The organism is Streptomyces sp. NPDC048590 (genome assembly GCF_043199535.1).
Classification (GTDB): domain Bacteria; phylum Actinomycetota; class Actinomycetes; order Streptomycetales; family Streptomycetaceae; genus Streptomyces.
On record NZ_JBICWC010000007.1, the window covers coordinates 329257 to 351398 of the forward strand.

Consider the following 22142-nt stretch of genomic DNA (forward strand, 5'->3'; position numbering starts at 1 on the left):
GAGGCGCCACTCGTGAGGGCTGGTTAACGGAAGTCGCTCAGCTTGGGAGCGAGCTGGTTCGGGTCGCTGGACTTCTTGATGTCGATGCTCTTCGGGTCGTAGCCGAAGAAGCTGTCCATGTAGACCCACGGTGCGAACCACGCCTCGTCGATGACGTGCTGGTTGATCTTCTGCTGCGCCGTGTCGGCCTTCTCGCCCTTGCTGGTGAGAATGGTCTGCCAGAGCTGTTCGATCGAGGGATCCGCGACCTTGTGGGTGTTCCACACCGAGGTCGGCAGCATGGCGCCGTCGATGGTCAGGCGGGAGTCACCGTGGTTGCCGAGCGGCCAGAAGATGACGGGGTACTTACCGCTGAGCACGTCCAGAAGGGCGTTGGACCCGGACAGCGTGACCTGCTTGGCGTTGATGTTGAGTTCCTTCAGGCCCTGGATGACCACCGGCATTGCGGCGTCGTAGCCGGTGCCGGCGATGAAGGGGATCTCCAGGGAGAAGCCGTCGGCGTAACCGGCGTCGGCCATGAGCTTCTTGGCGGCCTTGAGGTCGTAGGGGTAAGGATCCTTGAGACCGTCGATCCACGCCGTGCTGTTCTTGCGGAAGATCTGCGGGGTGGGCTGGGCCTGCCCCCGGTAGAGCTTCTGAGCGATGGCGGCCTTGTCGAACACCATGTTGATGGCACGGCGGACTCGGACGTCGCCGAGCGCGGGGACGGTCTTGCCCTTGCGGTCCGTGAGGAGCAGTCCGGCCCACTGGCCGTGCTGCGTAAGCGACTTCAGGCCGGAGGACTTGAGCTGGCTCAGCGCCGAAGCGTCGGTGATCGCACCGGAGATCTGTCCCGTCTTCAGGGCGTTGATCCGTGCGGTCCGGTCGGAAAGGACCTTCAGCGTGATCTTCTTGTACGGGTAGTGGTCCGCGTTCCAGTTGTCGGGGTTCTTGGTGAGCACGTAGACCGAGCCCGGCTTGGAGGCGGCCGCGTCGTAGAGGTAGGGGCCGGAGCCCACCGGTGCCACGTCCCTCTTCTCCGACTTGAGGTACGCGGGACTGGCGATCGCACCCGAGCTCATGCACATGATCGTGGTGAGGTAGGACTTGGGCGTCGGTGTCGTCAGGACCACGGTCTCGGCGTCCGGTGACGAGACCTTGACGCCGGGGAGGTAGCTCTTCCCACCAGGCGAGTTCGCCTGGTACTCCAGTGCGGTCTTGACCGCCGGACCGTCCAGCTTGGTGCCGTCGCTGAACTTCATTCCGGCCCGCAGATGCAGGGTGAGCTTGGTGTTGTTGTCCGTGAACTCGTAGCTCTCGGCGATGTTCGGCGAGATGTTGCCGACCTCGTCGCAGTTGAAGATCGTGTCGTACACGGCGTCCGACGCCCACTGCACGGATCCGGGCAGCAGCTTGGACGGATCCCAGCCGGGGATGTCGGTCTCGAGCCCCAGGACCAGGTTGTCCTTGCCGCCGGCGCCGGTGGCCCCGCCCGCACCGTCGCCGTCCGTACCCGCACTTGTGCAGCCGCTCACGACGAGTGCCGTCAGAAGCAGAGCGCTGCCCGTGACGTACGGAAGACCCCGGCGTCTTCTGGTTGACATGTGTACTCCTCGACACGGTCCGCCCCGCGGTTGTCCGCGGAGACGGGGGAGTTGATGAAGTGATGGGGCAGCTCCTGCGGCTGGCCCTCATGGGGTCGCCGCCAGCCCTGGATGACTCAGAACCTGTGGAACGGTTTCTGAGCTTTACTCGGAGTCTAGGTCTGGTGGCGTGAAAGCTGTCAAGCCTTGTGCAGTGGCTTCTGTGGTGAGGGACGCCTGAGAGCCGACAAGGTGACGCGTTCTGCTCGCACTGTTTGTGGCCGCGTCGAGGCGAGGTGTAGAAGGGTTCACAAGATAGCCCTCGGGGGACATGAGGACGCGGCGATGCGAGGCCGTTCGGCCCTGAGGGGCCGTACGCCTCGCCAGATACAGGAGGATCAGGTGAACGTCCCCCGTGTCACGATCCGCGATGTCGCACGTGCCGCGGGCGTCTCACCCGCAGCTGTGTCCAAAGTGCTCAACGACGGCTACGGCGTCAGTGCGGCGATGCGGGAGAAGGTCCTGCACGCCGTGGGCGAGCTCGGCTACCGGCCGAACGCCGCCGCTCGTGCCATGCGGGGAAGGTCTCACACGGTCGGCGTCGTGGCCGATATTCGCGAGCCGATCGTGGGACAGATCACAGAGGGCATCCAGGAAGGTCTCGAGGAATCCTCGCTCGACGTTCTGCTTGCCCCAGCCGCAAGCGCTCGGGCACGTCAGCGCAGCTGTATCGACGCGATGCTGCACCGGAACCCGGACGGGCTGATCCTGGTTGTCCCCGCCCTGGCGTACAGCGCGTTGGAGGCTCTCGGGCAGATGATCCCGACCGTTCTGATAGGCAGACACGGCGGTGGTCGTCACTTCGACAGCGTGATGGACGACGACGCGATGGGCGCCAGGCTCGCCGTGGAGCATCTCGCCGGTCTGGGGCACGAGCGGATCTGTCATATCGCCATGCCGATGGGTGGGTTCCGCCGCCCTTCGGTGCTACCGCAGACGGCACGCGAGGACGGCTACGTCTCAGCGATGCGCGACCACGGCCTGGAGCCCGACGTCATCACGACCGACTACAGCGAAGAGGGTGGCCACACGGGTGCGTTGACCGCGCTGGAGCGCGCGGAACCGCCGACGGCCGTCTTTGCAGGCACCGACACAGTTGCACTGGGGGTGTTGCGGGCGGCCCATGAACGCGGCCTGCGAGTCCCGGAGGACCTGGCGGTGGTCGGCGCCGACAACATCCCGGTGGGCGCGCTGCCCCAGATCTCCCTCACCACCATCGATCCCGCCGGCAAGCTGAACGGTTCGACGAGCGCCCGGCTCATGCGCGAACGCATCGACGGTCGCCGCAATCCCGTAACCCACGCCATCACACCGTCGCTGATCATCCGAGGGACGACGGAACCACGAAGAGAGAGTGACCACCGATGACGAGAGCCTCCAACGCCTTGCACACGGCCATCAGGCCCGGCCAGGTGTGGCGAGACACGAACGGCAACCGGATCCAGGCCCACGGCGGCTCGATCCTGCATCACGACGGCACTTTCTACTGGTACGGCGAGAACAAGGAGAGATCGACACCCGGAAGCGGCGTATGGCACTGGGGGATCCGGTGCTACTCCTCGACGGATCTCTACAACTGGACCGACGAAGGCCTGATCATCCCGCCCGACGAGGACGATCCCACCTCACCGTTGCACCCGGCGCAGATGGTGGACCGACCGCACATCATCCATGACGCGCGATCGGGCCGGTACGTGTGCTGGCTGAAGGTCATGGGCGCCGACGGCGTTCAGACCGCGACGATACTTGTCGCCGACCGTCTGCTCGGCCCCTACGAGATCGTGCGTACCGGGCTGCGCCCTCTCGGTATGAGCGCCGGAGACTTCGATCTCGCCGTCGCACCCGACGACGGCAAGGCCTACACCTACTTCGAGCGGGTCCACAGCGAGCTCATCTGTGCGGACCTCACCGACGACTACACCGGCGTCACGGGCTACTACTCCACCCACTTCCCCCGGCGGCAGCCGCCTGAAGTCCGGGAAGCTCCGTCCTACTTCAGCCGCCACGGGCTGCACTACCTGATCACGTCGGGCACCACTGCGTACTTCCCGAACCAGTCCGAAGCCGCTGTCGCGCAGACATACCACGGACCGTGGACCGTCCTCGGCGACCCTCACCCCGCGGATCCCACGGGCATGTCTTTCCGATCGCAGGTCAGCTCGGTCTTCCGGCATCCGGGCAAGAAGGACTTGTACATCGCGCTCGCGGACCGGTGGTTGCCGGACGTCCCTGCGGAAGTGGCCCAGCAGGCGCCCGGGCACTTCAGGCGCTTGTTCTCGGGTGAGGCGACCGGGCTTCGCACCCCCTTGGACGCGGTGGTGGTCGACACGTCCCGTGCCGACTACGTGTGGCTGCCCCTGCGGTTCCAGGGCGACATGCCGATCCTCGACTGGCGCGACGAGTGGCGGATCGAGGATTTTCAATGAGGAAAAATGAATCGATCCAAAGACCTTGACGTGGAGTAAAGGTGCCTCTACGTTACTCGCCGTTAACCCGTTCTCGCTGCGGTCGGACGCCGCGCATCGACGGACGACCTCCGACGAGCCGCACCCCTGGAGGCACCATGAGAAGACGAAGCATTCGCTTGCTCTCCGCCGCTGTTCCCCTGGCGGCCGCCCTCGGCCTGCTCACCGCACCCGCCCACGCTCAGACCTCCGCCTACGACTCGACCACCAAGTACGTGGCGATGGGGGACTCCTACTCCGCCGGTGTCGGCGGGGCCACCACCGACCTGGACTGCGGTCGCAGCCCACAGGGCTATCCCGCGCTCTGGGCCAAGGCCCACGGCATCACCTCGTTCACCGATGTGACCTGTGGTGGCGCGGTGACCGACGACGTGCTGAGCAAGCAGCTCTCCGGGCTGTCCGCCGACACCGACGTCGTCACCATCACCATCGGGGGCAACGACACCGGCTGGGGAGAGAAGGTGCTGACCTGCCTGCAGTCCGGTGACGCGGCCTGCACCGCCGCCGTCGACCAGGCGGTGGCGAACATGCCGGCCGTCGGCTCCAAGGTCGACGCGACCTACGCCGCGATCAAGAATGCGGCGCCGAACGCGGACGTCTATGTGCTCGGCTACCCGAACCTGTTCGAGGCCACGGCTTCGTGCAGCGTCTGGATCGCCCCCAATCAGTTCCAGCGCAAGGAACTCAACCGGTTCGCCAGGGCGCTCAACCAGACCCTGTCCGCCAGCGTCGCCAAGGCCGGCTTCCGCTTCGTCGATGCTCAGCCGTTCTTCGCCGGGCACGCTGTCTGCTCCAGCAAGTCGTGGATCTACCCCATCGTCAACCTCACTGCGCTCCACCCCACGGCCGACGGCTACCGCCTCGGCTACCTGCCGGCGCTCACTTCAGCCACCGGCTGACCGCCAGTGCGGTTGGGTCCGATGGGGGAAGGGCCCAACCGCACTGCTCCTCCTCTCCGTTGCCAACATCCCCAGCGGGTTTGTGCGTGAGGTTGACTACGCAGCCCCGAGATTCTGACGTCACCGACGGCGACGTGCTCACCACCCTTGACGCCGCTTTCGCATCCGGGTGGGGCGACGTCCTCGTCTTCCGGGGTGTAGTGGGCGCCCCGGGCGAGAAGGTAATCGGCGTGCTCGCGCTGGGTGTGCATGGCGTCTGGTGACGGCGGCGCCGACCCGCTCGGCGACGGGTGCCCGGCAGCGACTGAAAGCAGGTGATCTCGTTGGCCCTTCTGCCGACGTCCAGTCTGGCGAGGTCGCACCGGTCGGCACCGTGCACACGGTGAGAGCAAGCACGACAGTCAGGCGGTTGCCCGACCCGCCTGGGGCACGTGGGTCGGGGACCTTGGCCTCCTATCATCGACTGAGAGCCTGACCAAGTGGGGAAAGGTCGGGAAGGTGGCAGCTCGTCTACCTTAGGAGCCTTCCTGTGGCTGCGCAGTTTATGGATGCCAAGCAGACCGCCGAATACCTCAACGTTTCGCTGACTTGGCTATACCGTGATGCGCGTCGTCATGGGTTGGCGGCGTACAAGTTCGGCAGTGGCCGTAACGCCAAGCTGCAGTTCAAGATCAGTGACGTTCAGAGGTGGGTCTGTCAGCAGCAAGCTGCGTGAGCGTGGTCAGGGGGGTGAGGCATCGTATCCGAAATATCTCACCCCCCTGACCGAGCGTCATGCGACTAGCGCCATGTCCAGTACCTTGGCCGCTTGGCCGATGGATCCCGGCATGAGGTGGCGGTAGATCTTGAAGGTGACGTCGAGGTTCCGATGCCCCATCCAATCGGCGACGTCTGTAATCGGGACCCCATGGCTCAGACAGTTCGAAGCGAAGAAGTGGCGTAGCCCGTACAGCACCATCCCGTCCGGGATGTCTGCCGTTCCCGAGGCCTTCAGCCGGCGCCACTGATTTGCCATTTCCCAGTGAGGGTACGGCTGGGTCGGGTCTGTCGTTCGGCGGAGCAGATAGCCGTCGATCGAGCCATGCTTCTCCGCGTACCCCTCGATCGTGTCCCTGACGCTGGAAGGCAGCGGGACGTCACGGTACTGCCAGGCCTTCCGGTGCTTCAAGGGGCCGTACCTCCCTGTTGACATGATGACCTGCTCCTTGATGCGGTAGACGTCGTCCGCGACGATGTTGTTGAGGTTCACCGCTGCGGCTTCGCCATTCCGCAGCCCGCAGCCGCTCATCAGGTCGACGATCAGCTTGAATGCGTCGTCCCCCGCTTCGCGCAGGGAGTGGAGCTGGCGCAGGGTAGGGATGACCGCGCGGGACGGATCGTACTGAGGAGGCTTCACGCCGGTGAGAGGGCTCTCCGCGTAGAGGCCGAGCTGATGCGCATCCAGGAGAATTGCCCGCAGTTTGTCGAAGGCGTTGGCTTGTGTAGCCATGCCCGCGCCTGCCTGCTCCATGGTCCGGATGAAGCCGTCGACCACCTTGTGATCGAAGCTGTTCATGCGCCGGCTGCCGAGTGCCGGGAGGATGTGGTGCTCCATCAGTGACTCGAGGTGGCGCAGGGACGCAGGTGCCAGGTGTCGCTGCCCAGCGATCCACTCGGTCGCGTACTCCTGGAAGCGCATCGATCCGTATTTCTGTATCCGTTCAGCCCTTGCCTGGGACGAAGGACGTCCCCTCTTCTCCTTGTAGATCTCCGTCAAGCGAGAGATGGCCAGATCCTGGGTGCTGAATCCTGTTTCCTCTGTCTGTTTACCAGAGGCGCTGCGATAGCGAATCGTGTATGGGTGGAGGCACTTTGACCAGCGATTCTGTGGGTGCTCGCACTCCTTGAAGAATGCTCCCATGCCATGTGCGAGTGTGCGTGCCGCCATCTCCGAAGACTCCTTGTTTCCAATGCTGACCTTTTGCTGACCAGGGATGGTCCCCGAGCCTCCTGACCTGGGGGGAAACGGCATTTCCGTGATATGTGGTGGAACTTCATCGGGCGGTCCCAGGAGGACATCAGTCGTGCACGCGAAGACTGGATGAAGGGGGTCCGGTTCGGAGACGTGAACGGGTATGACGGGGGGCGCCTGTCCGCACCTGGACTGCCGCCCGGATCCTTGAAACCGCGAGGTCGTACGCGCTGAGCAGGGGATCTTGGGCTCGCGGCGGGCGGGGGCGGTGTGCGTGTGACCCGGATGACCCGGACCTGAACGTTGGGGTCTATTCGCGTTTGCACGTTTGCTGTGAGGGGTGCTGGCGTCCAGCAGTCGAGTGCGGGTGTCGCCAGGGGTGTGACCAGGTCCAGCCGGACCAATGCTGACCCAATGCTGACTTTCCCGATGGTTCGTCAGTTCTTGGTCTCGTGGGCTCGATGTGCGTCCGGGCTCACGGCCGGTTGCTCTTCGCGGTGACGGCTGCCAGGGACCGTGCGGCGCCGAGGTCGTTGGCGTAGGCCTGGCGTCGCTCGGCGGTCCAGTCGTAGGAGCCAGTTGGCAGGGGGCGTCATTCCAGTAGCCCGATGTTCGCCTTGATGGAGCTCTTCGGATGTGGTTCTGACCGGAGTCTCGTGAACAACTGACCGCCGGCCGGATCGAGATCGTCTACTGGTTGACCATGCGTCGTGACCGAGATGATCGAAAAACCAGATGCGGAGGGGGACTGGGAACCGGCGACTGAGCTCCACCCATGTGGGCGCAATCCGGCTCGGCAGGCGTCCATGTTCCAGAGCGCCACCTGGCCGTTGAGCTCGCTGGTACTGCTCTCGGTGGACCTGGAGTCGGTGGCACGGCGGCTGAAGTTGGCCCTTGAGACTTCGTGGGACGGGCATGCGGGCGGCGGCCGACGGCCTGCCGACCTTGGCTTCACGTCGACATGCGCATGTTCGATGCGCTGGTGCGGCACGTGCGAGCCCTCGGTGAGCGCACGGCTGCCGAACTCAAGCAGAGATGGCGCACCCTGCAGTACGTCACGCTCAGCCCCGGTCGGATCGGCGATATCGCTCGCGCCGCCCTCGTCTGCAACGGGGTCTGGAAGTGACCTGCGCCGTCTCAGAAGATCTGGTCCGACGCTCTGACCTGTCGCGACGAGATTGCAAGAAATCGCGCGAGGCACTCGGCGTGCTTCGTCGAGGATGGTCACCATGAATCACGTGATCGAATCCCCTCGTGCCGACGATGCCGCTTCTATGGGCCCGCTGCAGTTGAGGGTCTGGCTGCAGACGTATCCCTGCGCGGACGCGGAGATCGACGAGATCTGGATCCGTGAGCAACGTGGCTCCTCTGCCACCACTGAGGGAATCGCCCAGTGGCGGGAGTTCATCCAGGCGGCGGGGAGGCAGCAGGACCTGCTGTTCTGCCGTGTCGTCCGTTCCGGCAGGGACATCGTCGGGTTCCTGTGCGGCCGCCGGGACGAGGTGGTCACCCTCGGGCCGATGTATCTGCTGGACGAAGCCCAGGGCCGAGGCACCGGAGGACGATTGATGGATGAGTTCCTCATCTGGGCCGGTGGTGCACCCATACGCCTGTGGGTCACCGACTACAACGAGCGCGCGATCCGCTTCTACCAACGCTACGGATTCAAGGCCACAGGCGAGCGAGAGCTCTGGCGAGGGAAACTGCCGAACATCCGCATGGTCCGCGACGCCACATCGAGCGGCAACCTCAGCTGAGCAGACATGCGACCAGGTCAGTGGGACGGGGCACGATCCTCGTTGAGAAACCTCAGTGATCGCCTTTGTGGGCAGGCATATTGGTGGTCGGGCCAGGAACCATGCTGTTGCAGCACACGTCTCCCGCACCATGATCTCGAGCGAGCACCAAGAGCATGCGATTTCCACCAGGCTGGTCCCGCCGTCCTCGGTGAGTGTGGATCCGTCGAAGGTCAACGACTACAACAGCTTCGCCGAGGCGTACACGGCCGCGAATGAAACCAACCTGGTCAATGCCTACTACGAGCGTCCCGCGATGCTGGCCCTCGCTGGAGACGTGGCCGGCCGGCGGATCCTCGACGCCGGCTGTGGCTCGGGGCTCCTGTTTGCCGCGCTGCGCGACCGTGGTGCCACGGTGAGTGGCTTCGACTCGAGTGCCGGGATGCTGGGGCTGGCCCGGCAGCGGCTCGGCGATGCTGCGGATCTACAGGTGGCGGACCTGGGCAGCCCGCTTTCCTACCCTGATGACACGTTCGACGATGTGGTGGCGTCCCTGGTGCTGCACTACCTGGAGGACTGGGAGCCGGCGCTGGCCGAGCTGCGCCGCGTGCTCAGGCCCGGCGGCCGGCTGATCGTGTCTGTCGACCATCCTTTCGCCGTCAGCCTCATTCACCGCGAGGCCGGTCGTGAGGCCGAGTACGACTATTTCGACACCACCAACTGGACCGTGGAGTGGAGCATTGGCGGCCAGACCACCCTGGTGAGTCGCTGGAACAGGCCGCTGCACGCGATGATCGAGGCTTTCACCGGGGCCGGTTTCCGGATTGCGGTCATCAGCGAGCCGGAGCCTGATCCCGCCGCCCGCGAGCTGTTCCCCGAGGCCATCGGGCCGAGTCGGCGCTTCCTGTGCTTCCTGTTCTTCGTACTGCAAGCGGATTAGTGCTCCGGTGTGCAGTCTCGCGATGGGGCAGTGCGACGACGGCCGGTGGATAGATCACGAAACCACCCTGGAGTACTGAGCGGGCGGCCGGTGATCCTCAAGGTCTGAGTGGGCCGTGGGCGACCCCCTACGGCTGGTGCCGGGCTGGTTGCGGGGACTGGGCGGCCGGAGGCGAATTCCCACCGGACCGTGCTGGACGCGGGTCTCCTTGACGGTCGGCTGCCCTCCGCTCGCGCGGAGAGGACCAGGAACGTGTATCGGCCGGGCACCGCTGGTGGCTGCGGAGCGGTGCTCAGCGGGGCCCAAGTCCTGTCCGTCCGTCCAGGAGTTCGCGGACGATGTCCAGATGACCAGCGTGACGCGCAGTCTCTTCAATCACATGCAGGATGATCCCGCGCAGGTCTATGAGTTCGTCCCCCATGGGATCGGGGTGATGACCTCGCGGGGGTGTCGAAAGCGGTGTGCGGGCGATCACGTCATCGGAACGCCGGCACTGGTCGTCGTAGAAGGCGAAAACCACCTCCGGCGCTCGCGGCGTCGTCAGCGGGGCGTGGGCATCGGGCCACGTCAACGGCTCGGCCGCTCCGGTGACGACCTCCTGGAACCAGTGCCTCTCAGCGTGCCCCAGATGTTCTACGAGCCCGAGCGGCGTCCAACCGGAGGGCAGGACCGACGAAGTCAGTGCCTGCGTGTCGAGCCCGTCAACAATGGCCAACACGCTGGCTCGCTGCGCCGCGAGGAACGCCGACAGGGTCTTCTTCTCCATGCCATCAGGGGTCATGCGTGCATGGTGCCAGTGGCCACTGACAAAGAGGCGGCGGTCCGCCCACGGCGCCCATCGTGGATCCCTCGCGTGACGGCCGGAGTTCGACCTGCGGGACCGCGCCCAGCGATCCCATGTTCGCCGCTGAGCACGGCCAACCGAGACCCACCGCTCGGAGGCCGTCCCAGTTGGTGCACGAAGGCGATCCTCAGGCTTGCTGCGGTACGCAGTTGGGACATACTCCACCAGTGACTACACCGGTGGGCCCGCTGGTCCTCTTCGATGACGATTACTACATGTATGTCCTCCAGGACCGAGCGTCCGCCGAGGCGTGGTGGGAGATGCCCGACGAGTACGCCTGTGGTTTCGACGCTCTCGCCAGACCGTTGCGGATGACGGGTGAGCCGCACCGGGTCGTCCTTGAACTCCGTGGTGACGCACCGGCCGAGGCGGACCTCCGTCGTCTTGTCGCTCGCCACTATCAGCGATTCATGCGAGGGCAGACGCCTCCCCGGGCATCCGGTCTTCCGGAGTTCATCGCGGAGCTGCCTGTCGAGGGATCGTGATGGATGGCACGCCTGCGAATCAGGAAGTGAGTCTGCGCTAGGGGACGAGGGTGCAGGCGATGCCGGTGGAGGCGAGGAAGTGGTCGGCCTCTCGTTCGTAGCGGCGATTGTCGGCGGGCGCGGACGGCACCGCGGGCAGCCTCTTCGTGGTCGGCCTGGCCGGGAGGCCGTCCCCGGGGACGGCCTCCCGGCTCCGACCCCGCTCAGCGGCAGCAGCCGGACTTGTCCCGCGCCTGCGGCAGCGCCGCACCGGAGTTGACGCCGACGGGCGCGGTGGCAGGCTTGGCCGCTCGGACGACGGCGGAGTGCATACCGTCGGCGACGGGATGGGTCGGGTTGACTTCGATGTCGGTGAACCCGGCCGCCGTCAGGCCCTCGCGGTATTCGGCGAAGGACAGGGCTCCGGCGATGCAGCCGACGTAGTCGCCGCGTTCAGCACGCTGGGCCGGGGTGAGTACGTCGTCGGCGACGACATCGGAGATGCCGATCCGGCCGCCGGGCGCCAGGACCCGGAACATCTCGGCGAACACGGCCGGCTTGTCCGTGGACAGGTTGATGACGCAGTTGGAGATGACGACGTCGATGGTGTTCGCCGGGAGGGGGATCGCTTCGATGGTTCCCTTGAGGAACTCGACGTTGGTGGCGCCGGCCTTCTTCTGGTTGGCCAGGGCGAGGGCGAGCATCTCCTCGGTCATGTCCAGCCCGTACGCCTTGCCGGTCACGCCGACACGGCGGGCGGACAGCAGGACATCCATACCGCCGCCGGAGCCGAGGTCCAGGACGCGCTCGCCCTCGTGCAGGTCGGCCACCGCGGTGGGGTTGCCGCAGCCGAGGGAGGCGGCGACGGCCTCGGCAGGCAGGGCGTCGCGATCGTCGGCCGCGTAGAGCGTGGATCCGAAGTTGTCGTCGATCTCGATGGCCTGCGGGCCGCAACAGGCGGTGCCGCCCTCGGTGACCTGGACGGCGGCAGCGGCATAGCGCCGGCGGACGGTCTCGCGCAGGTCGGTGGGCTGATCACTCATGGAGTGCCTCCTGGACGGGCAAGGTCTGGAACGGGCTGTTTAGATGTCTCTCTATGTAAGTTTGCGTATTGGATCGAAGTTCGTCAACATAGAGGCATGTCGAAACAAGAGCAGGTGGTGCTCGGCCAGGACAGTGTCGAAGGGTGCTGCCCGGCGCTGCTGACCACGCCGCTGGGCGAGGGGCAGGCCGTCGAACTGGCCAAGGTGTTCAAGGCGCTCGGCGACCCGGTCCGGCTGCGGCTGCTGTCGATGATCGCCTCGCGTGAGGGCGGGGAGATCTGCGTCTGCGACCTGACGCCGGCGTTCGACCTGTCCCAGCCGACGATCTCCCACCACCTGAAGCTGCTGCGTCAGGCAGGTCTGATCGACTGCGAGCGGCGCGGTACCTGGGTCTACTACTGGCTGCTGCCGGAGATGACCGACAAGCTCGCCGGGGTCCTCACCCGCCCCGGACGGCCCGCCGATGCGGAGGCGTCCAGGTGAGCAGCGGCGGCGCAGGGCCGCTCGCGGGCCGGCTGTCCTTCGTGGACCGCTACCTCGCCGTGTGGATCCTGATCGCGGTGGCCGCCGGCCTCGGTCTGGGCCGCCTCGTTCCCGGCCTCGGCGACGTGCTGGCGAAGGTCACCGTCACCGGGGTCTCCGTGCCGATCGCCCTCGGTCTGCTGGTGATGATGTACCCGGTGCTGGCCAAGGTCCGCTACGACCGGCTCGACACCGTCATCCGCGACCGCCGCCTCCTCGTCCCGTCGCTGGTACTGAACTGGCTGATCGGGCCTGCGCTGATGTTCGCGCTCGCCTGGATCTTCCTGCCGGACCTGCCCGAGTACCGCACCGGGCTGATCATCGTCGGCCTGGCCCGCTGCATCGCCATGGTCATCATCTGGAACGACCTCGCCTGCGGCGACCGCGAGGCCGGGGCCGTCCTCGTCGCGCTCAACTCAGCCTTCCAAGTGGTGGCGTTCAGCTTGCTGGGCTGGTTCTACCTCTCCGTACTGCCGGGGCGGCTCGGCCTGGAGCAGACCGCCCTGGACGTTTCGGTGTGGGAGATCGCCCGCAGTGTTCTGATCTTCCTGGGGATCCCGTTGCTGGCCGGGTTCCTGACCCGCCGCCTGGGCGAGAAGACCAAGGGCCGCTCCTGGTACGAGACGAAGCTGATACCGCGCATCGGGCCGTTCGCCCTGTACGGGCTGCTCTTCACCATCGTCGTGCTCTTCGCTCTGCAGGGCGACGCCATCACCTCACAGCCCCTCGACGTCGCGCGGATCGCGCTGCCGCTGCTGGCGTACTTCGCGCTGATGTGGGCCGGATCCATGGCCCTGGGCAGAGCTGTCGGACTCGGCTATCCGAAGGCGGCGACTCTGGCGTTCACCGCCGCCGGCAACAACTTCGAATTGGCCATCGCCGTCGCCATCGCCACCTTCGGCGCCACCAGCGGCCAGGCCCTGGCCGGAGTCGTCGGCCCGCTCATCGAGGTGCCTGTCCTCATCGGCCTCGTTCACGTGGCCCTCGCGGCCCGCCGCTACTTCCCCGACTCAGCCACGCCGGCGGTCTCGTCGGCCACCGCCCCGGAAGGCTCCGCCCGTGTCTGACGCGGCCAAGCCTTCGGTCCTGTTCGTGTGCGTGCACAACGCGGGACGCTCGCAGATGGCCGCCGGCTTCCTCGCTCACTTCGCCGCCGACCGTCTGGAAGTCCGCTCTGCCGGCTCTCTTCCGGCAGGCAAGGTCAACCCGACCGCCGTCGCGGCCATGGCCGAGGTCGGCATCGACATCGCCGCCGCCTCGCCCAAGGTGCTGACCGCCGAAGCCGTGCAGTCATCCGACTACGTCATCACCATGGGCTGCGGCGACGCCTGCCCGGTCTTCCCCGGCAGGACGTACCTCGACTGGTCTCTGGATGACCCTGCGGGGCAGGATCTCGACGCCGTCCGACTCATCCGCGACGAGATCCGGAGACGAGTCCAGGCGCTGATCGCCGGAATCAGCACCGCACACACCTGACCGTCCGGCCGACCGTGCTCGATGACTTGTGCCGGACCCCGGTCGACCTTCGGGTCACCGGGTGATCGGCCCGGCTCCGGTTGCCGCGACGGACAGTTCCCAAAGGCGCTGGGCAGAGTCGGGGTCGACGGCGTACCGGCGGACCCAGCCGTTGCCGATGGGTCCGTCCTCGTCGGTGACGCTGCGGGGGTGTGGGCTCCGGAGGCCGGTGCGGAACAGTAGCTGGAGGGCGCAGGGCCCGCTGCGCGTCCGGCCCGCGGAAGCGAACCCCACTCATGAGGCCGGATCACGGCACGGGCTCCCCGTGCCTGGTGCGCGGCGCTCCGCGGTGCGAGACCTCAGCCTCGTCGCGTCGCCGCCAGGGCGTCCTTGACCTCCTGCGCCACACGGGCCGCGTCCAGGGGGTTGTGCACCACGTCCGTGCGGGTCATGTCGATGACGAGAACCTCGCTGGCCGAGTAGTGCTTGTGCACCCAGTCGTCGTACCCGGCCCACAGCGTCCGGTAGTACTCCACGAGCCCCTCGTCCTGCTCGAAGTCACGTCCGCGCAGGCCGATGCGGTGCAGCACCGTCTCGAAGTCCGCCTTGAGGTAGACCATGAGGTCGGGCGCCTTGCGGTAGGGCAGGCCCTCGATCTCACGCATCATCTCGTTCAGCAGTCCCTCGTACACCTGCATCTCGAGTGAGCTGATCCTGCCCAGGTCGTGATTGACCTTGGCGAAGTACCAGTCCTCGTAGATGGACCGGTCGAGAACGTTGTCGTCCTGCTTGTACGCGTCCTTGACCGCGGCGAAGCGCGTCTGCAGGAAGTAGAGCTGGAGGAGGAAGGGATAGCGTTTCGCCTGGATCTCCTCGGCGTTCGCCGTGTAGAAGAGCGGAAGGATCGGATTGTCCTCCACGCTCTCGTAGAAGACCTGGCTCCCGAGCTCCTTGGCGAGCAGTTCGGCGACACTGGTCTTGCCGATTCCGATCATGCCTCCGACGCAGATCACCGGCATACCTCACTTCTCCTGGAGCTTCGATTCATGGGAGGGCGGCCGCGCATCCCACCCATGAAGACGAACACCGGTGGTCGCGTGATTCCAGCGGATCCGGTCGGTTCCGCAGTACTCACGCAACAGGTCCAGGGGCCCACGGCCGCCCTGCATCTTATAGGACGAGGTGTTCCGGTCCCGTCCCGTCGTCGGGAGTACCCGCTGACGGGACGGGACCGGATGTCACTCAGGCAGAAACGTTACCTGCGGAGCCCCCGTGCGCGGATGGACGGTGACCTCTCCCTCGACCCGGTACACATCGGCGAGCAGCCGGGGTGTGAGGACTTCGGCGGGAGTGCCGCAGGCCACGATCCGGCCCTCGTGGAGCACATGGAGCCGGTCGCAGTAGTACGCGGCGAGGTTCAGGTCGTGCAGGGCGAGAAGGACGGTCGCCCGCAGGCGGCGCAGTGTCCCGAGCACCTCCAACTGGTGGCGGATGTCCAGGTGGTTGGTGGGTTCGTCCAGGACGAGGAGGCCGGGCTGCTGGGCGAGTGCCCGGGCGATGAGGACGCGTTGGCGCTCCCCTCCGGAGAGCCGGTCGAAGGGACGGTCGGCCAGGTGGATGGCGTCGACCGCTGTGAGGGCGTCCTCGACCAGGGCGGTGTCCTCCGCCGTGGCGCCGTCGAGCAGCCGTTTGTGGGGTGTGCGGCCCATGGCGACGACTTCGCGTACGGCCAGGTCGAAGTCGGCCACCGGCTCCTGTACGACCGCGGCCACCGTGCGGGCCAGTCGGCGTACAGGGGTGGTCCAGGCGTCGTCGCCGTCGACACGGACCGTTCCCGTGTCAGGGCGCAGCACGCGGTAAACAGACCTGAGCAGGCTGGACTTGCCGCTGCCGTTGGGGCCGACGAGTCCGATGACCTGCCCGCCCGAAGCGGTCAGTGAGACATCTCGCACCAGATGGCGAGCTCCCGCGGTGAGGGTCACGCCTTCCAGGGACAGGTCTGCCTGGGGGCTCATGCGACTCCTCGCTCGGTACCACGCCGGGCGTCCCGGCGCATCAGCCACAGGAAGAACGGTCCTCCGCACAGGGCGGTCAGCACCCCGACCGGTATCTCCAGCGGCGCGGCGACGGTGCGGGCGGCGATGTCGGCCCAGACCAGGAAGACGCCTCCGGCGAGTGCGGCGGTGGGGAGCACCCGGCGGTGGTCGCCGCCCACGAACAGGCGGACCATGTGCGGCAGCATCAGACCCACGAAACCGATCGGGCCGGCTGCCGCGACCAGTACTCCCGTGATCAGGGAGAGCAGTACGAACATTCGGGCCCGGAACCGGGCCACATCCAGGCCCATGGTGCTCGCGGCCTCCTCCCCGGCCAGCAGCAGGTTGAGATTGCGCGACTGGACGAGGAGAGCGCCGATGCCGAGCAGTACCGCCATGGCCGGGAGCCAGAGTGCGCCCCAGTCGACGCCCCCCAGGCCGCCGAGAGTCCAGGCGAGCACCGCCCGTGCTTCATTGCCCCGGTCGGTGGTGAGAAGGAGCAGATCGAGGACGGCGGTGAGGACCGCCGCGATGGCCACACCGGAGAGGACGAGCCGGGAGGACGTGATACGTCCTCCGGTCCGGGCGGTGGCGTAGACGAGGACCAGCGCACCCAGGGCTCCGGCGAAGGCGGCGCCGGAGAGCGACAGAGGCCCCAGGAAGCTGACGCCGAACACGATGACCGAGACCGCCCCGAGGGACGCCCCGGACGAGACCCCGAGAAGGTAGGGCTCGGCGAGTGGATTGCGGACCAGCGCCTGCAGAGCGGTTCCGACAACGGCCAGGCCGGCGCCGGTCACCGCCCCGAGCAGCACGCGTGGGGCGCGGACGTCCAGCACGATCGTCTCCCGTGCCCGTGACCAGTCGCTCTCCGGCCAGTCCGCGCCCAGGGCGTGGGTGACTATGCCCCAGACCTGGCCGGCCGGAACATGGACCGAGCCCATGGCCAGGCCCGCCGTCACGGATGCCACGAGCAGGAGCGTCAGTACGACCAGCCCGGAGGCGAAGGGCGCACGACGGTGTCCGGTGGGTGTCGCCGTCCTCCGGCCCTCCGGCGTCTTCCGGCCCTCCAGCGGCGCCGGGCCGGGGGAGGCGCCGGAGGACGCGCCGATCACCTGAAGCTCTCGGGGTGCAGGCCCCGGGCCAGGTCGTCCACCGCGTACGCCGACCGGATTCCTACCAGCGTCGCCGTCAGGGGCAGGACGACGAACCGCTTGTTCTTCACCGCGGGCACGTCGGCGAGAGCCGCCCGGGAGAGGAGGAACTTCTTCTTCTGCTCGACGCTCCCGGAGCCGGCGTAGTCGTAGATCGCGATGACCTCGGGCCGTCGCTCGACAACCTGTTCCCATGAGACGTCCCCGAAGACCTCGTCCAGGTCGCCGAAGACGTTCTCCCCGCCGGCCAGCCGGATCAGATCGGTGCCCAGGCCCTTCCCGCCCGCCGTGAAGGCGCTCTTGTCGCCGCTGTCGTAGACGAAGACCGGCACCTTCTCCTCGTCCGAGACGGCGGAAGCCGCCTTCCCGACGCGGTTCTCGAGGTCGGCCACCAGCTTCTCGGCGCGGTCGGAGACACCGAAGATCTTGCCGATGGTGCGGACCTCGGCGTAGGTGTCCGCCATGGTCACCTTGTCCTTGCCGCAGTACTCGCGGTTGAGGTGGGTATTGATACCAGCGTCCGCGAACGCCTCGCGGGAGCGGCCTGCCTTCTCGTCGAAGGCGCTGCCGTAGCCGCCGTAGACGAGGTCGGGTTCGGCGTCCAGGATCTTCTCGAACGAGGGTTCACGTTCGGCGAGTTCCGGTATCGCCTCGAAGTCCTGCCGCAGCTCCGGCAGCGCGGCCGAATCGGGGAAGGCGGTGCCCACCATACGGTCCTTCAGCCCGAGCGCGAGCATCAGCTCGGCGGGGTGCTGATGGATGGTGACCACCCGGGAAGGCGGCCGGTCGAAGGTCGTCCTCACCCCGCAGTTCTCGACGGTGACCGGAAACCCCTCCGGTGAGGACGCCGTGGCCGCGGGCTTCGCGCCCGTTTCGCCGGACGAACCGCAGCCGGCGGTCAGCAGGGCCAGCGACACGGCGACCGCAGTGGCGGCGCCGCGCACCGCCAGGCGCCGGCGGGCATGGGGGAACAGCGACATGTAGAGCCTCCTGGGGAGTCCGCGCTCCTCGGTACGGGCCCGCGACAGGCCAGTCTCCTGACTTCCGGCGGGCGTCCGATGGGGACGACCGCCGGTCACAGTGGCGGGACCGTGCCGGACTTGCACCGGCTTCCTGTCTCCCGTCGCGGCAATGACCTGGCGATATTACGTTCCCTTGGGTTTCCGTCAAAGCGGCCCCTGCTGACGTTCCGGCGCACGGGATGGAAGGATGGCCGAGAACAAGGCGACGGCGGTCCGAGGAAGCCGGTGGAAATCCGGCGCGGTCCCGCCACTGTGATCGGCGAGCGAGTCCCGCACACACACCACTGCCCGCGAGGGCGGGAAGGCGCGGCGCGAGCATCGACCCGAGAGCCAGGAGACTCACGCGGTCGCCTCCTCGACGGACCACCGGGGCGGATCTCCCCGGGAGAGAGGAACGATGCGGCATGCCCGCGAACACCATCCCGCCGAGCGGCGCCCCCTGCCGGGTCGTCGTCTGCCGTGACTGCTGCTGCGGCACCCCGAAGGTGCCCGGCGTCGACCACGACGCACAGACCGCGCGTCTGCGCGCCCAGGTACCGGTACGCGTGTCGGACTGCCTGGACATCTGTGAGCAGGCCAACGTCATCGTCGTCCAGCCCTCCGCCGAGGGCCGTGCCGCCGGTGCCCGGCCCGTCTGGCTGGGGTTGGTGAACGACCCGGGCGCCACCGAGGACATCGCCGCCTGGGTGCGGGCCGGCGGGCCGGGTGTCGCACCCAGGCCCGAGATACTTGACCTCTACACCGTCACACCGCCGCGACAGCGCGGAATCGCCTGAGCCGTGGACGGAAGGACACGACCCGTGGACGATGTGCGTGCCTCGGCCGCCGACGTCACCGTCGCGCTTCGTGAAGCAGCGGACATCGGTGGATTCTTCGTCCTACGCACCGGTGGACGGGACGACGGCTGGCATGCGGCGGCACATTCCTACGAGGCCGGTTTCGCCGACCTCGCCGAGGCAGTCGCCCGCCGCCACCGCACCACCGAACCACGCGTGGACGTCTCCATCGCCCACCTCGGGCACGCCGCGCGTCTCTGGTCCCCGGCCCTCGCGTGCTTCGTGCTGCACGGAATCGTCCTGGACCTGGAGGGGCTGCAGCGATCCGACGACGGGCCGTCACTCCGCGTGCCCCGGCCAGGCGGCTGGTACGTCGAACGGCTCGGGGACGCTGCGCCCGGCGCCCTCTACACGCAGGTGACACGTCATCTGCTGGCACTGGCGGACGGGCTGGAGGTGAAAGTCGCTCCGCGGCTGCTGGACGGCAACTCGGCGTCCGCGCTCGCCGGAGCGGCCCACGCCCTCCTCAGGGCACGGCCCGCCGTACGCCGTCAACTCACCGACCTCACAGCCGTCCTGCTGGAGACGGGGCGTCTGGAGGGCACCGGCGCGATCACCGGTCCCGACCTGGAGTTCCGCCGCCGGAGTTGTTGCCTGTACTACAGGGCACCCGCGGGATCGAAGTGCGGAGACTGCGTACTCGCCTGAGCGTGAAGGGACCCGCGTCGGTTCGGTGGGTGTTCCCGTGCGGAGAGGGTACTGCCATGTCCGGTACGGCTCAGTCCTCGAACGGGAGCACCGGGCCCACCTCGACGCCGAGAAGTCGCCAGGCCGCCTCGGCCCGGCGACCGCGGTGCTCGCGGGTGGGCCCCGTCACGACACCGGAGACCATGCCGACGGCGATCATCAGGTCGTCGGCCTCCGCGGCGAGCGGATGGTTCGCGGGCAGATGCCTGTGCAGTGCACGAGCCACCCTCAGGGACAGCGCCACGGTGTAGGGCTGGGGAGCGGATCCACTCCTGCCGTCGGCGTGCAGGACGCCGAGGAACGCGGCGGATTCCATGAGGTGCCAGGTCAGGACTCCGAGCACCTTCGGCAGGTCCGCACCGTCGGCTTCCGCGGCGTGCTCGACCTGGCGGACGTTCTCCTCCAGAACCGCCGTCGCGATCGCCTCGCGGTCGGGGAAGTGCCGGTACAGCACGCCCTGACCGACCCCGGCCCGGCGCGCGATCGCGGAGAGCGGGGCGTCGAGGCCGTGCTCCGCGTAGATCTCCCGGGCGGCCGCGATGAGCGCGGCGCGGTTGCGGGCCGCCGCGTTGCGGCCCCCGCTCGCGGGCTTTCGTGTCTCCGGTCTGGCGTGCTCCATCACCTTGAGAGGGTATCGGGGTGCCTCGGAGGCCGTCGGCCACGGAGGGGCCGGAGACGGCGGGACCGGCAGCAACGGCGACACGGACCGGCGCGTCGGCCCCCCTCGGCCCTTCATCGACCGGGCGGAGCCGGAACCGCCGGCCGCCGTGCATGGGCTCCGAAGCCGGTGCGGTGAGGTGTGGGCCACGCTTTCGGTTCGGGGTGACAGCACACCGCGTGAGACTGGCCGGTGACCGCGGGTCAACGGCTGACGGCCCTCAGGAGCTGCTCCTTGTTCATCGTGGACCGGCCCTCGATGTTCTTCTTCTTCGCCTCTTCGTACAGCTGGTCCCTGGTGCGCCCCTGAGCGCCCTTGTGCGAGCGTTCCCCGCCTCGCTGGGAGGCCGATTTCGGGTCGCGCGTGGATGTCCTGCTCGCCGTCCTCGACTCACCGGACCGTGCGCGCTCCTTGTTGACGGTACGGGCCGCGATCTCCTTGGCACGCTTCTCGGACGTGCCGCGTTTCTCCGCGCTCTCCTTCACGTGCTCGTACTGCCGCTCGCGCTTGGCGCTCGATCCTGCCGGCATGGTGTGCCCTCCTCGTACGTCCTCGACTCGTGGGCCCCGGTCCGGGCCCGGCTCGACGGCCGCGCCGGTGCGGTGTACGCCGTACATCCGGGTTGCCGGGCCGGTACGTTCGGAAACATGGCACCCTCCGGCCCGGCATGCCCACCGGGACGCGCGCTCGGGTGACCCGGTGAGACCGCGGCACTGATGTCTTCGCCCGAGGCGCAGGGTTCGTCCCGGCCACTCTGCGTACCCGGTGGGAAGGCGGGGTGATGAATCGCGTTCCGGTGAGCGGACGGGCGCGTCAGCCCGTGGCCGGTTCCGCCGAGGAGGGAGTCCGAGCGTCCTGTGTGGCGGCCCAGGACGCGAGCAGGCGCAGGCCTTCCTCGGACGGTGAGCCCGGTTCCGCGGCGTAGACGGTGAGGGTGAGGCCGGGCTCGGCGGCCATTTCCAGGCCTTCGTAGGCGAGAGTGAGCTCGCCGACGGCGCTGTGCCGGAAGCGCTTGGTGCCGGTTCCGTGATTGCGGACGTTGTGGGCGCCCCAGCGGGTGCGGAAGTCGTCGTCGCGGGTGGAGAGCTCGCCGACGAGGTCGTGGAGGTCCTTGTCGTGAGGGTTGCGGCCCGCCTCCGTCCGCAGGATCGCCACCGTGACGTCGGCGGCGAGGTCCCAGTCGGGGTAGAAGCGGCGCGCGGCCGGGTCCAGGAAGGTGAAGCGGGCGAGGTTCTCCTGGTTGTGCGGGGTGGCGTAGACATCGTGGTAGAAGGCGCGGGCCAGCGGGTTCACCGCCAGGACGTCCATGCGGCCGTTGCGGACGAAGGCGGGTCCGGCAGTGATCGCGTCCAGCGTCCACTGGAGGCTCGGGTGCGGGGTCCACTGCCGGGCCGTGCGCCGGCGCCTGGGGCGGCTGAGGGAGTCCGAGCCGTCCGCGGCCTGCGCGAGATGCAGCAGATGGGCGCGCTCGGCGTCGTCGAGCCTGAGGGCCCGGGCCACCGCTTCCAGGACGGCTGGGGAGACGCCCGCGAGACTGCCGCGTTCGAGCTTGGCGTAGTACTCCACGCTCATGTCGGCCAGGGCGGCGACCTCACTGCGGCGCAGCCCGGGGACGCGACGCCGGGTGCCCGAGGGCAGCCCTGCCTGTTCGGGGGTGATCCTTGCCCGTCGCGAGGTGAGGAACTCGCGGACCTCTTGCTGGTTGTCCACCCTTCGACCGTACGTGCATCCGGGCGCCCGAGGGATGTACTGCCGGTACACCCATCGACGGTGACTGGCTGCACATGCCGAACGGCGGTTACCTGGAT

Annotated in this window: 23 protein-coding genes, 3 pseudogenes and 2 riboswitches; of the genes and pseudogenes, 14 read left to right on the forward strand and 12 right to left on the reverse strand. The window is 67.7% G+C overall.

Annotated features, from left to right (window positions below; genetic code table 11):
• Positions 1 to 23: 23 nt before the first annotated feature.
• Positions 24 to 1583, reverse strand: a complete 1560-nt coding sequence (locus ACGFNN_RS22320; RefSeq protein ID WP_393558248.1) for an ABC transporter substrate-binding protein — start codon at positions 1581 to 1583, stop codon at positions 24 to 26.
• 381 nt (positions 1584 to 1964) lie between these two features.
• Between ACGFNN_RS22320 and ACGFNN_RS22325 the strand changes: the two genes are divergently transcribed.
• The 4 genes from ACGFNN_RS22325 to ACGFNN_RS22340 all read left to right on the forward strand — a co-directional run bounded on the left by ACGFNN_RS22325 (position 1965) and on the right by ACGFNN_RS22340 (position 5701).
• The gene (locus ACGFNN_RS22325; protein ID WP_393558250.1) at positions 1965 to 2990 is read left to right on the forward strand and encodes a LacI family DNA-binding transcriptional regulator; all 1026 of its coding nucleotides are present in this window, start codon (positions 1965 to 1967) and stop codon (positions 2988 to 2990) included.
• A complete protein-coding gene (locus ACGFNN_RS22330) occupies positions 2987 to 4048 on the forward strand; it encodes a family 43 glycosylhydrolase (RefSeq protein ID WP_393558252.1) in 1062 nt (353 codons plus the stop codon). The genes ACGFNN_RS22325 and ACGFNN_RS22330 overlap by 4 nt, the downstream gene beginning before the upstream one ends.
• A 137-nt stretch (positions 4049 to 4185) precedes the next feature.
• Entirely contained in the window at positions 4186 to 4986 is an 801-nt protein-coding gene (locus ACGFNN_RS22335) for an SGNH/GDSL hydrolase family protein (protein WP_362552222.1), read from the forward strand.
• A gap of 529 nt (positions 4987 to 5515) precedes the next feature.
• Complete coding sequence (locus ACGFNN_RS22340; RefSeq protein ID WP_365098010.1) at positions 5516 to 5701, forward strand: helix-turn-helix domain-containing protein; 186 nt, start codon at positions 5516 to 5518, stop codon at positions 5699 to 5701.
• Positions 5702 to 5758: 57 nt separating this feature from the next.
• Here the strand turns inward: ACGFNN_RS22340 and ACGFNN_RS22345 are convergent, their stop codons facing one another.
• On the reverse strand, positions 5759 to 6913 hold the full coding sequence (locus tag ACGFNN_RS22345) for a tyrosine-type recombinase/integrase (protein WP_393558254.1): 1155 nt from the start codon (positions 6911 to 6913) through the stop codon (positions 5759 to 5761).
• A 93-nt stretch (positions 6914 to 7006) separates the two neighbouring features.
• On the opposite strand from ACGFNN_RS22345, the pseudogene ACGFNN_RS22350 reads away from it, so the two are divergent.
• A pseudogene (locus ACGFNN_RS22350) lies at positions 7007 to 7171 on the forward strand (pirin family protein); the annotation flags it as partial.
• Between the two features lie 247 nt (positions 7172 to 7418).
• Here ACGFNN_RS22350 and ACGFNN_RS22355 read toward each other — a convergent pair.
• A pseudogene (locus ACGFNN_RS22355) lies at positions 7419 to 7517 on the reverse strand (HNH endonuclease); the annotation flags it as partial.
• A gap of 381 nt (positions 7518 to 7898) precedes the next feature.
• On the opposite strand from ACGFNN_RS22355, the gene ACGFNN_RS22360 reads away from it, so the two are divergent.
• From ACGFNN_RS22360 to ACGFNN_RS22370, 3 genes are all read left to right on the forward strand, one after another.
• The gene (locus ACGFNN_RS22360; RefSeq protein ID WP_393558256.1) at positions 7899 to 8063 is read left to right on the forward strand and encodes a hypothetical protein; all 165 of its coding nucleotides are present in this window, start codon (positions 7899 to 7901) and stop codon (positions 8061 to 8063) included.
• 103 nt (positions 8064 to 8166) lie between these two features.
• Positions 8167 to 8694 carry a GNAT family N-acetyltransferase gene (locus ACGFNN_RS22365; protein ID WP_393558258.1) on the forward strand — a complete coding sequence of 176 codons (528 nt, stop codon included), beginning with the start codon at positions 8167 to 8169 and terminating at the stop codon, positions 8692 to 8694.
• A 130-nt stretch (positions 8695 to 8824) separates the two neighbouring features.
• On the forward strand, positions 8825 to 9613 hold the full coding sequence (locus ACGFNN_RS22370) for a class I SAM-dependent methyltransferase (protein ID WP_393558450.1): 789 nt from the start codon (positions 8825 to 8827) through the stop codon (positions 9611 to 9613).
• A gap of 292 nt (positions 9614 to 9905) precedes the next feature.
• Here ACGFNN_RS22370 and ACGFNN_RS22375 read toward each other — a convergent pair whose 3' ends face one another.
• The gene (locus ACGFNN_RS22375; RefSeq protein WP_393558259.1) at positions 9906 to 10394 is read right to left on the reverse strand and encodes a DinB family protein; all 489 of its coding nucleotides are present in this window, start codon (positions 10392 to 10394) and stop codon (positions 9906 to 9908) included.
• Between the two features lie 230 nt (positions 10395 to 10624).
• Between ACGFNN_RS22375 and ACGFNN_RS22380 the strand changes: the two genes are divergently transcribed.
• Entirely contained in the window at positions 10625 to 10942 is a 318-nt protein-coding gene (locus tag ACGFNN_RS22380; RefSeq protein WP_393558261.1) for a hypothetical protein, read from the forward strand.
• A gap of 203 nt (positions 10943 to 11145) precedes the next feature.
• Here ACGFNN_RS22380 and arsM read toward each other — a convergent pair whose 3' ends face one another.
• Positions 11146 to 11964: an arsenite methyltransferase gene (gene arsM, locus ACGFNN_RS22385; protein WP_393558263.1), complete on the reverse strand. Its 819-nt coding sequence runs from the start codon at positions 11962 to 11964 to the stop codon at positions 11146 to 11148.
• Positions 11965 to 12060: 96 nt separating this feature from the next.
• Here arsM and ACGFNN_RS22390 point away from each other — a divergent pair, with 96 nt between their 5' ends.
• From ACGFNN_RS22390 to ACGFNN_RS22400, 3 genes are read left to right on the forward strand one after another with little or no spacing between them, the layout of a single operon-like run.
• Positions 12061 to 12447, forward strand: a complete 387-nt coding sequence (locus ACGFNN_RS22390) for an ArsR/SmtB family transcription factor (RefSeq protein WP_393558265.1) — start codon at positions 12061 to 12063, stop codon at positions 12445 to 12447.
• Positions 12444 to 13553 carry an ACR3 family arsenite efflux transporter gene (arsB, locus tag ACGFNN_RS22395; protein WP_393558267.1) on the forward strand — a complete coding sequence of 370 codons (1110 nt, stop codon included), beginning with the start codon at positions 12444 to 12446 and terminating at the stop codon, positions 13551 to 13553. The genes ACGFNN_RS22390 and arsB overlap by 4 nt, the downstream gene beginning before the upstream one ends.
• Positions 13546 to 13962, forward strand: coding sequence for an arsenate reductase ArsC (locus ACGFNN_RS22400; RefSeq protein WP_393558269.1), 417 nt, complete (start codon positions 13546 to 13548; stop codon positions 13960 to 13962). The genes arsB and ACGFNN_RS22400 overlap by 8 nt, the downstream gene beginning before the upstream one ends.
• Before the next feature lie 338 nt (positions 13963 to 14300).
• On the opposite strand, the gene ACGFNN_RS22405 is transcribed toward ACGFNN_RS22400, so the two are convergent.
• The 4 genes and pseudogenes from ACGFNN_RS22405 to ACGFNN_RS22420 all read right to left on the reverse strand — a co-directional run bounded on the left by ACGFNN_RS22405 (position 14301) and on the right by ACGFNN_RS22420 (position 18111).
• Positions 14301 to 14960 (reverse strand): deoxynucleoside kinase, encoded by a 660-nt coding sequence (locus ACGFNN_RS22405; RefSeq protein WP_393558271.1) that lies wholly within the window; start codon positions 14958 to 14960, stop codon positions 14301 to 14303.
• Between the two features lie 219 nt (positions 14961 to 15179).
• Positions 15180 to 15860, reverse strand: a pseudogene (locus ACGFNN_RS22410) (ABC transporter ATP-binding protein); the annotation flags it as partial.
• Between the two features lie 92 nt (positions 15861 to 15952).
• Positions 15953 to 16972 (reverse strand): FecCD family ABC transporter permease, encoded by a 1020-nt coding sequence (locus ACGFNN_RS22415; protein ID WP_393558452.1) that lies wholly within the window; start codon positions 16970 to 16972, stop codon positions 15953 to 15955.
• Between the two features lie 116 nt (positions 16973 to 17088).
• The gene (locus ACGFNN_RS22420; protein ID WP_393558273.1) at positions 17089 to 18111 is read right to left on the reverse strand and encodes an ABC transporter substrate-binding protein; all 1023 of its coding nucleotides are present in this window, start codon (positions 18109 to 18111) and stop codon (positions 17089 to 17091) included.
• Between the two features lie 29 nt (positions 18112 to 18140).
• Positions 18141 to 18286, reverse strand: a riboswitch (cobalamin riboswitch).
• Positions 18287 to 18368: 82 nt separating this feature from the next.
• A riboswitch (cobalamin riboswitch) is annotated at positions 18369 to 18494 on the forward strand.
• A 63-nt stretch (positions 18495 to 18557) separates the two neighbouring features.
• Here ACGFNN_RS22420 and ACGFNN_RS22425 point away from each other — a divergent pair.
• Both ACGFNN_RS22425 and ACGFNN_RS22430 read left to right on the forward strand, forming a co-directional pair.
• Positions 18558 to 18929, forward strand: coding sequence for a (2Fe-2S) ferredoxin domain-containing protein (locus ACGFNN_RS22425; protein WP_362665245.1), 372 nt, complete (start codon positions 18558 to 18560; stop codon positions 18927 to 18929).
• A 24-nt stretch (positions 18930 to 18953) separates the two neighbouring features.
• Positions 18954 to 19637 carry a (2Fe-2S)-binding protein gene (locus ACGFNN_RS22430; protein WP_393558275.1) on the forward strand — a complete coding sequence of 228 codons (684 nt, stop codon included), beginning with the start codon at positions 18954 to 18956 and terminating at the stop codon, positions 19635 to 19637.
• Positions 19638 to 19707: 70 nt separating this feature from the next.
• On the opposite strand, the gene ACGFNN_RS22435 is transcribed toward ACGFNN_RS22430, so the two are convergent.
• The 3 genes from ACGFNN_RS22435 to ACGFNN_RS22445 all read right to left on the reverse strand — a co-directional run bounded on the left by ACGFNN_RS22435 (position 19708) and on the right by ACGFNN_RS22445 (position 22044).
• A complete protein-coding gene (locus ACGFNN_RS22435) occupies positions 19708 to 20295 on the reverse strand; it encodes a TetR family transcriptional regulator (RefSeq protein WP_393558277.1) in 588 nt (195 codons plus the stop codon).
• 242 nt (positions 20296 to 20537) lie between these two features.
• A complete protein-coding gene (locus ACGFNN_RS22440; RefSeq protein ID WP_393558279.1) occupies positions 20538 to 20864 on the reverse strand; it encodes a plasmid stabilization protein in 327 nt (108 codons plus the stop codon).
• A 283-nt stretch (positions 20865 to 21147) separates the two neighbouring features.
• On the reverse strand, positions 21148 to 22044 hold the full coding sequence (locus tag ACGFNN_RS22445; protein ID WP_393558281.1) for a helix-turn-helix transcriptional regulator: 897 nt from the start codon (positions 22042 to 22044) through the stop codon (positions 21148 to 21150).
• Positions 22045 to 22142 lie beyond the last annotated feature (98 nt).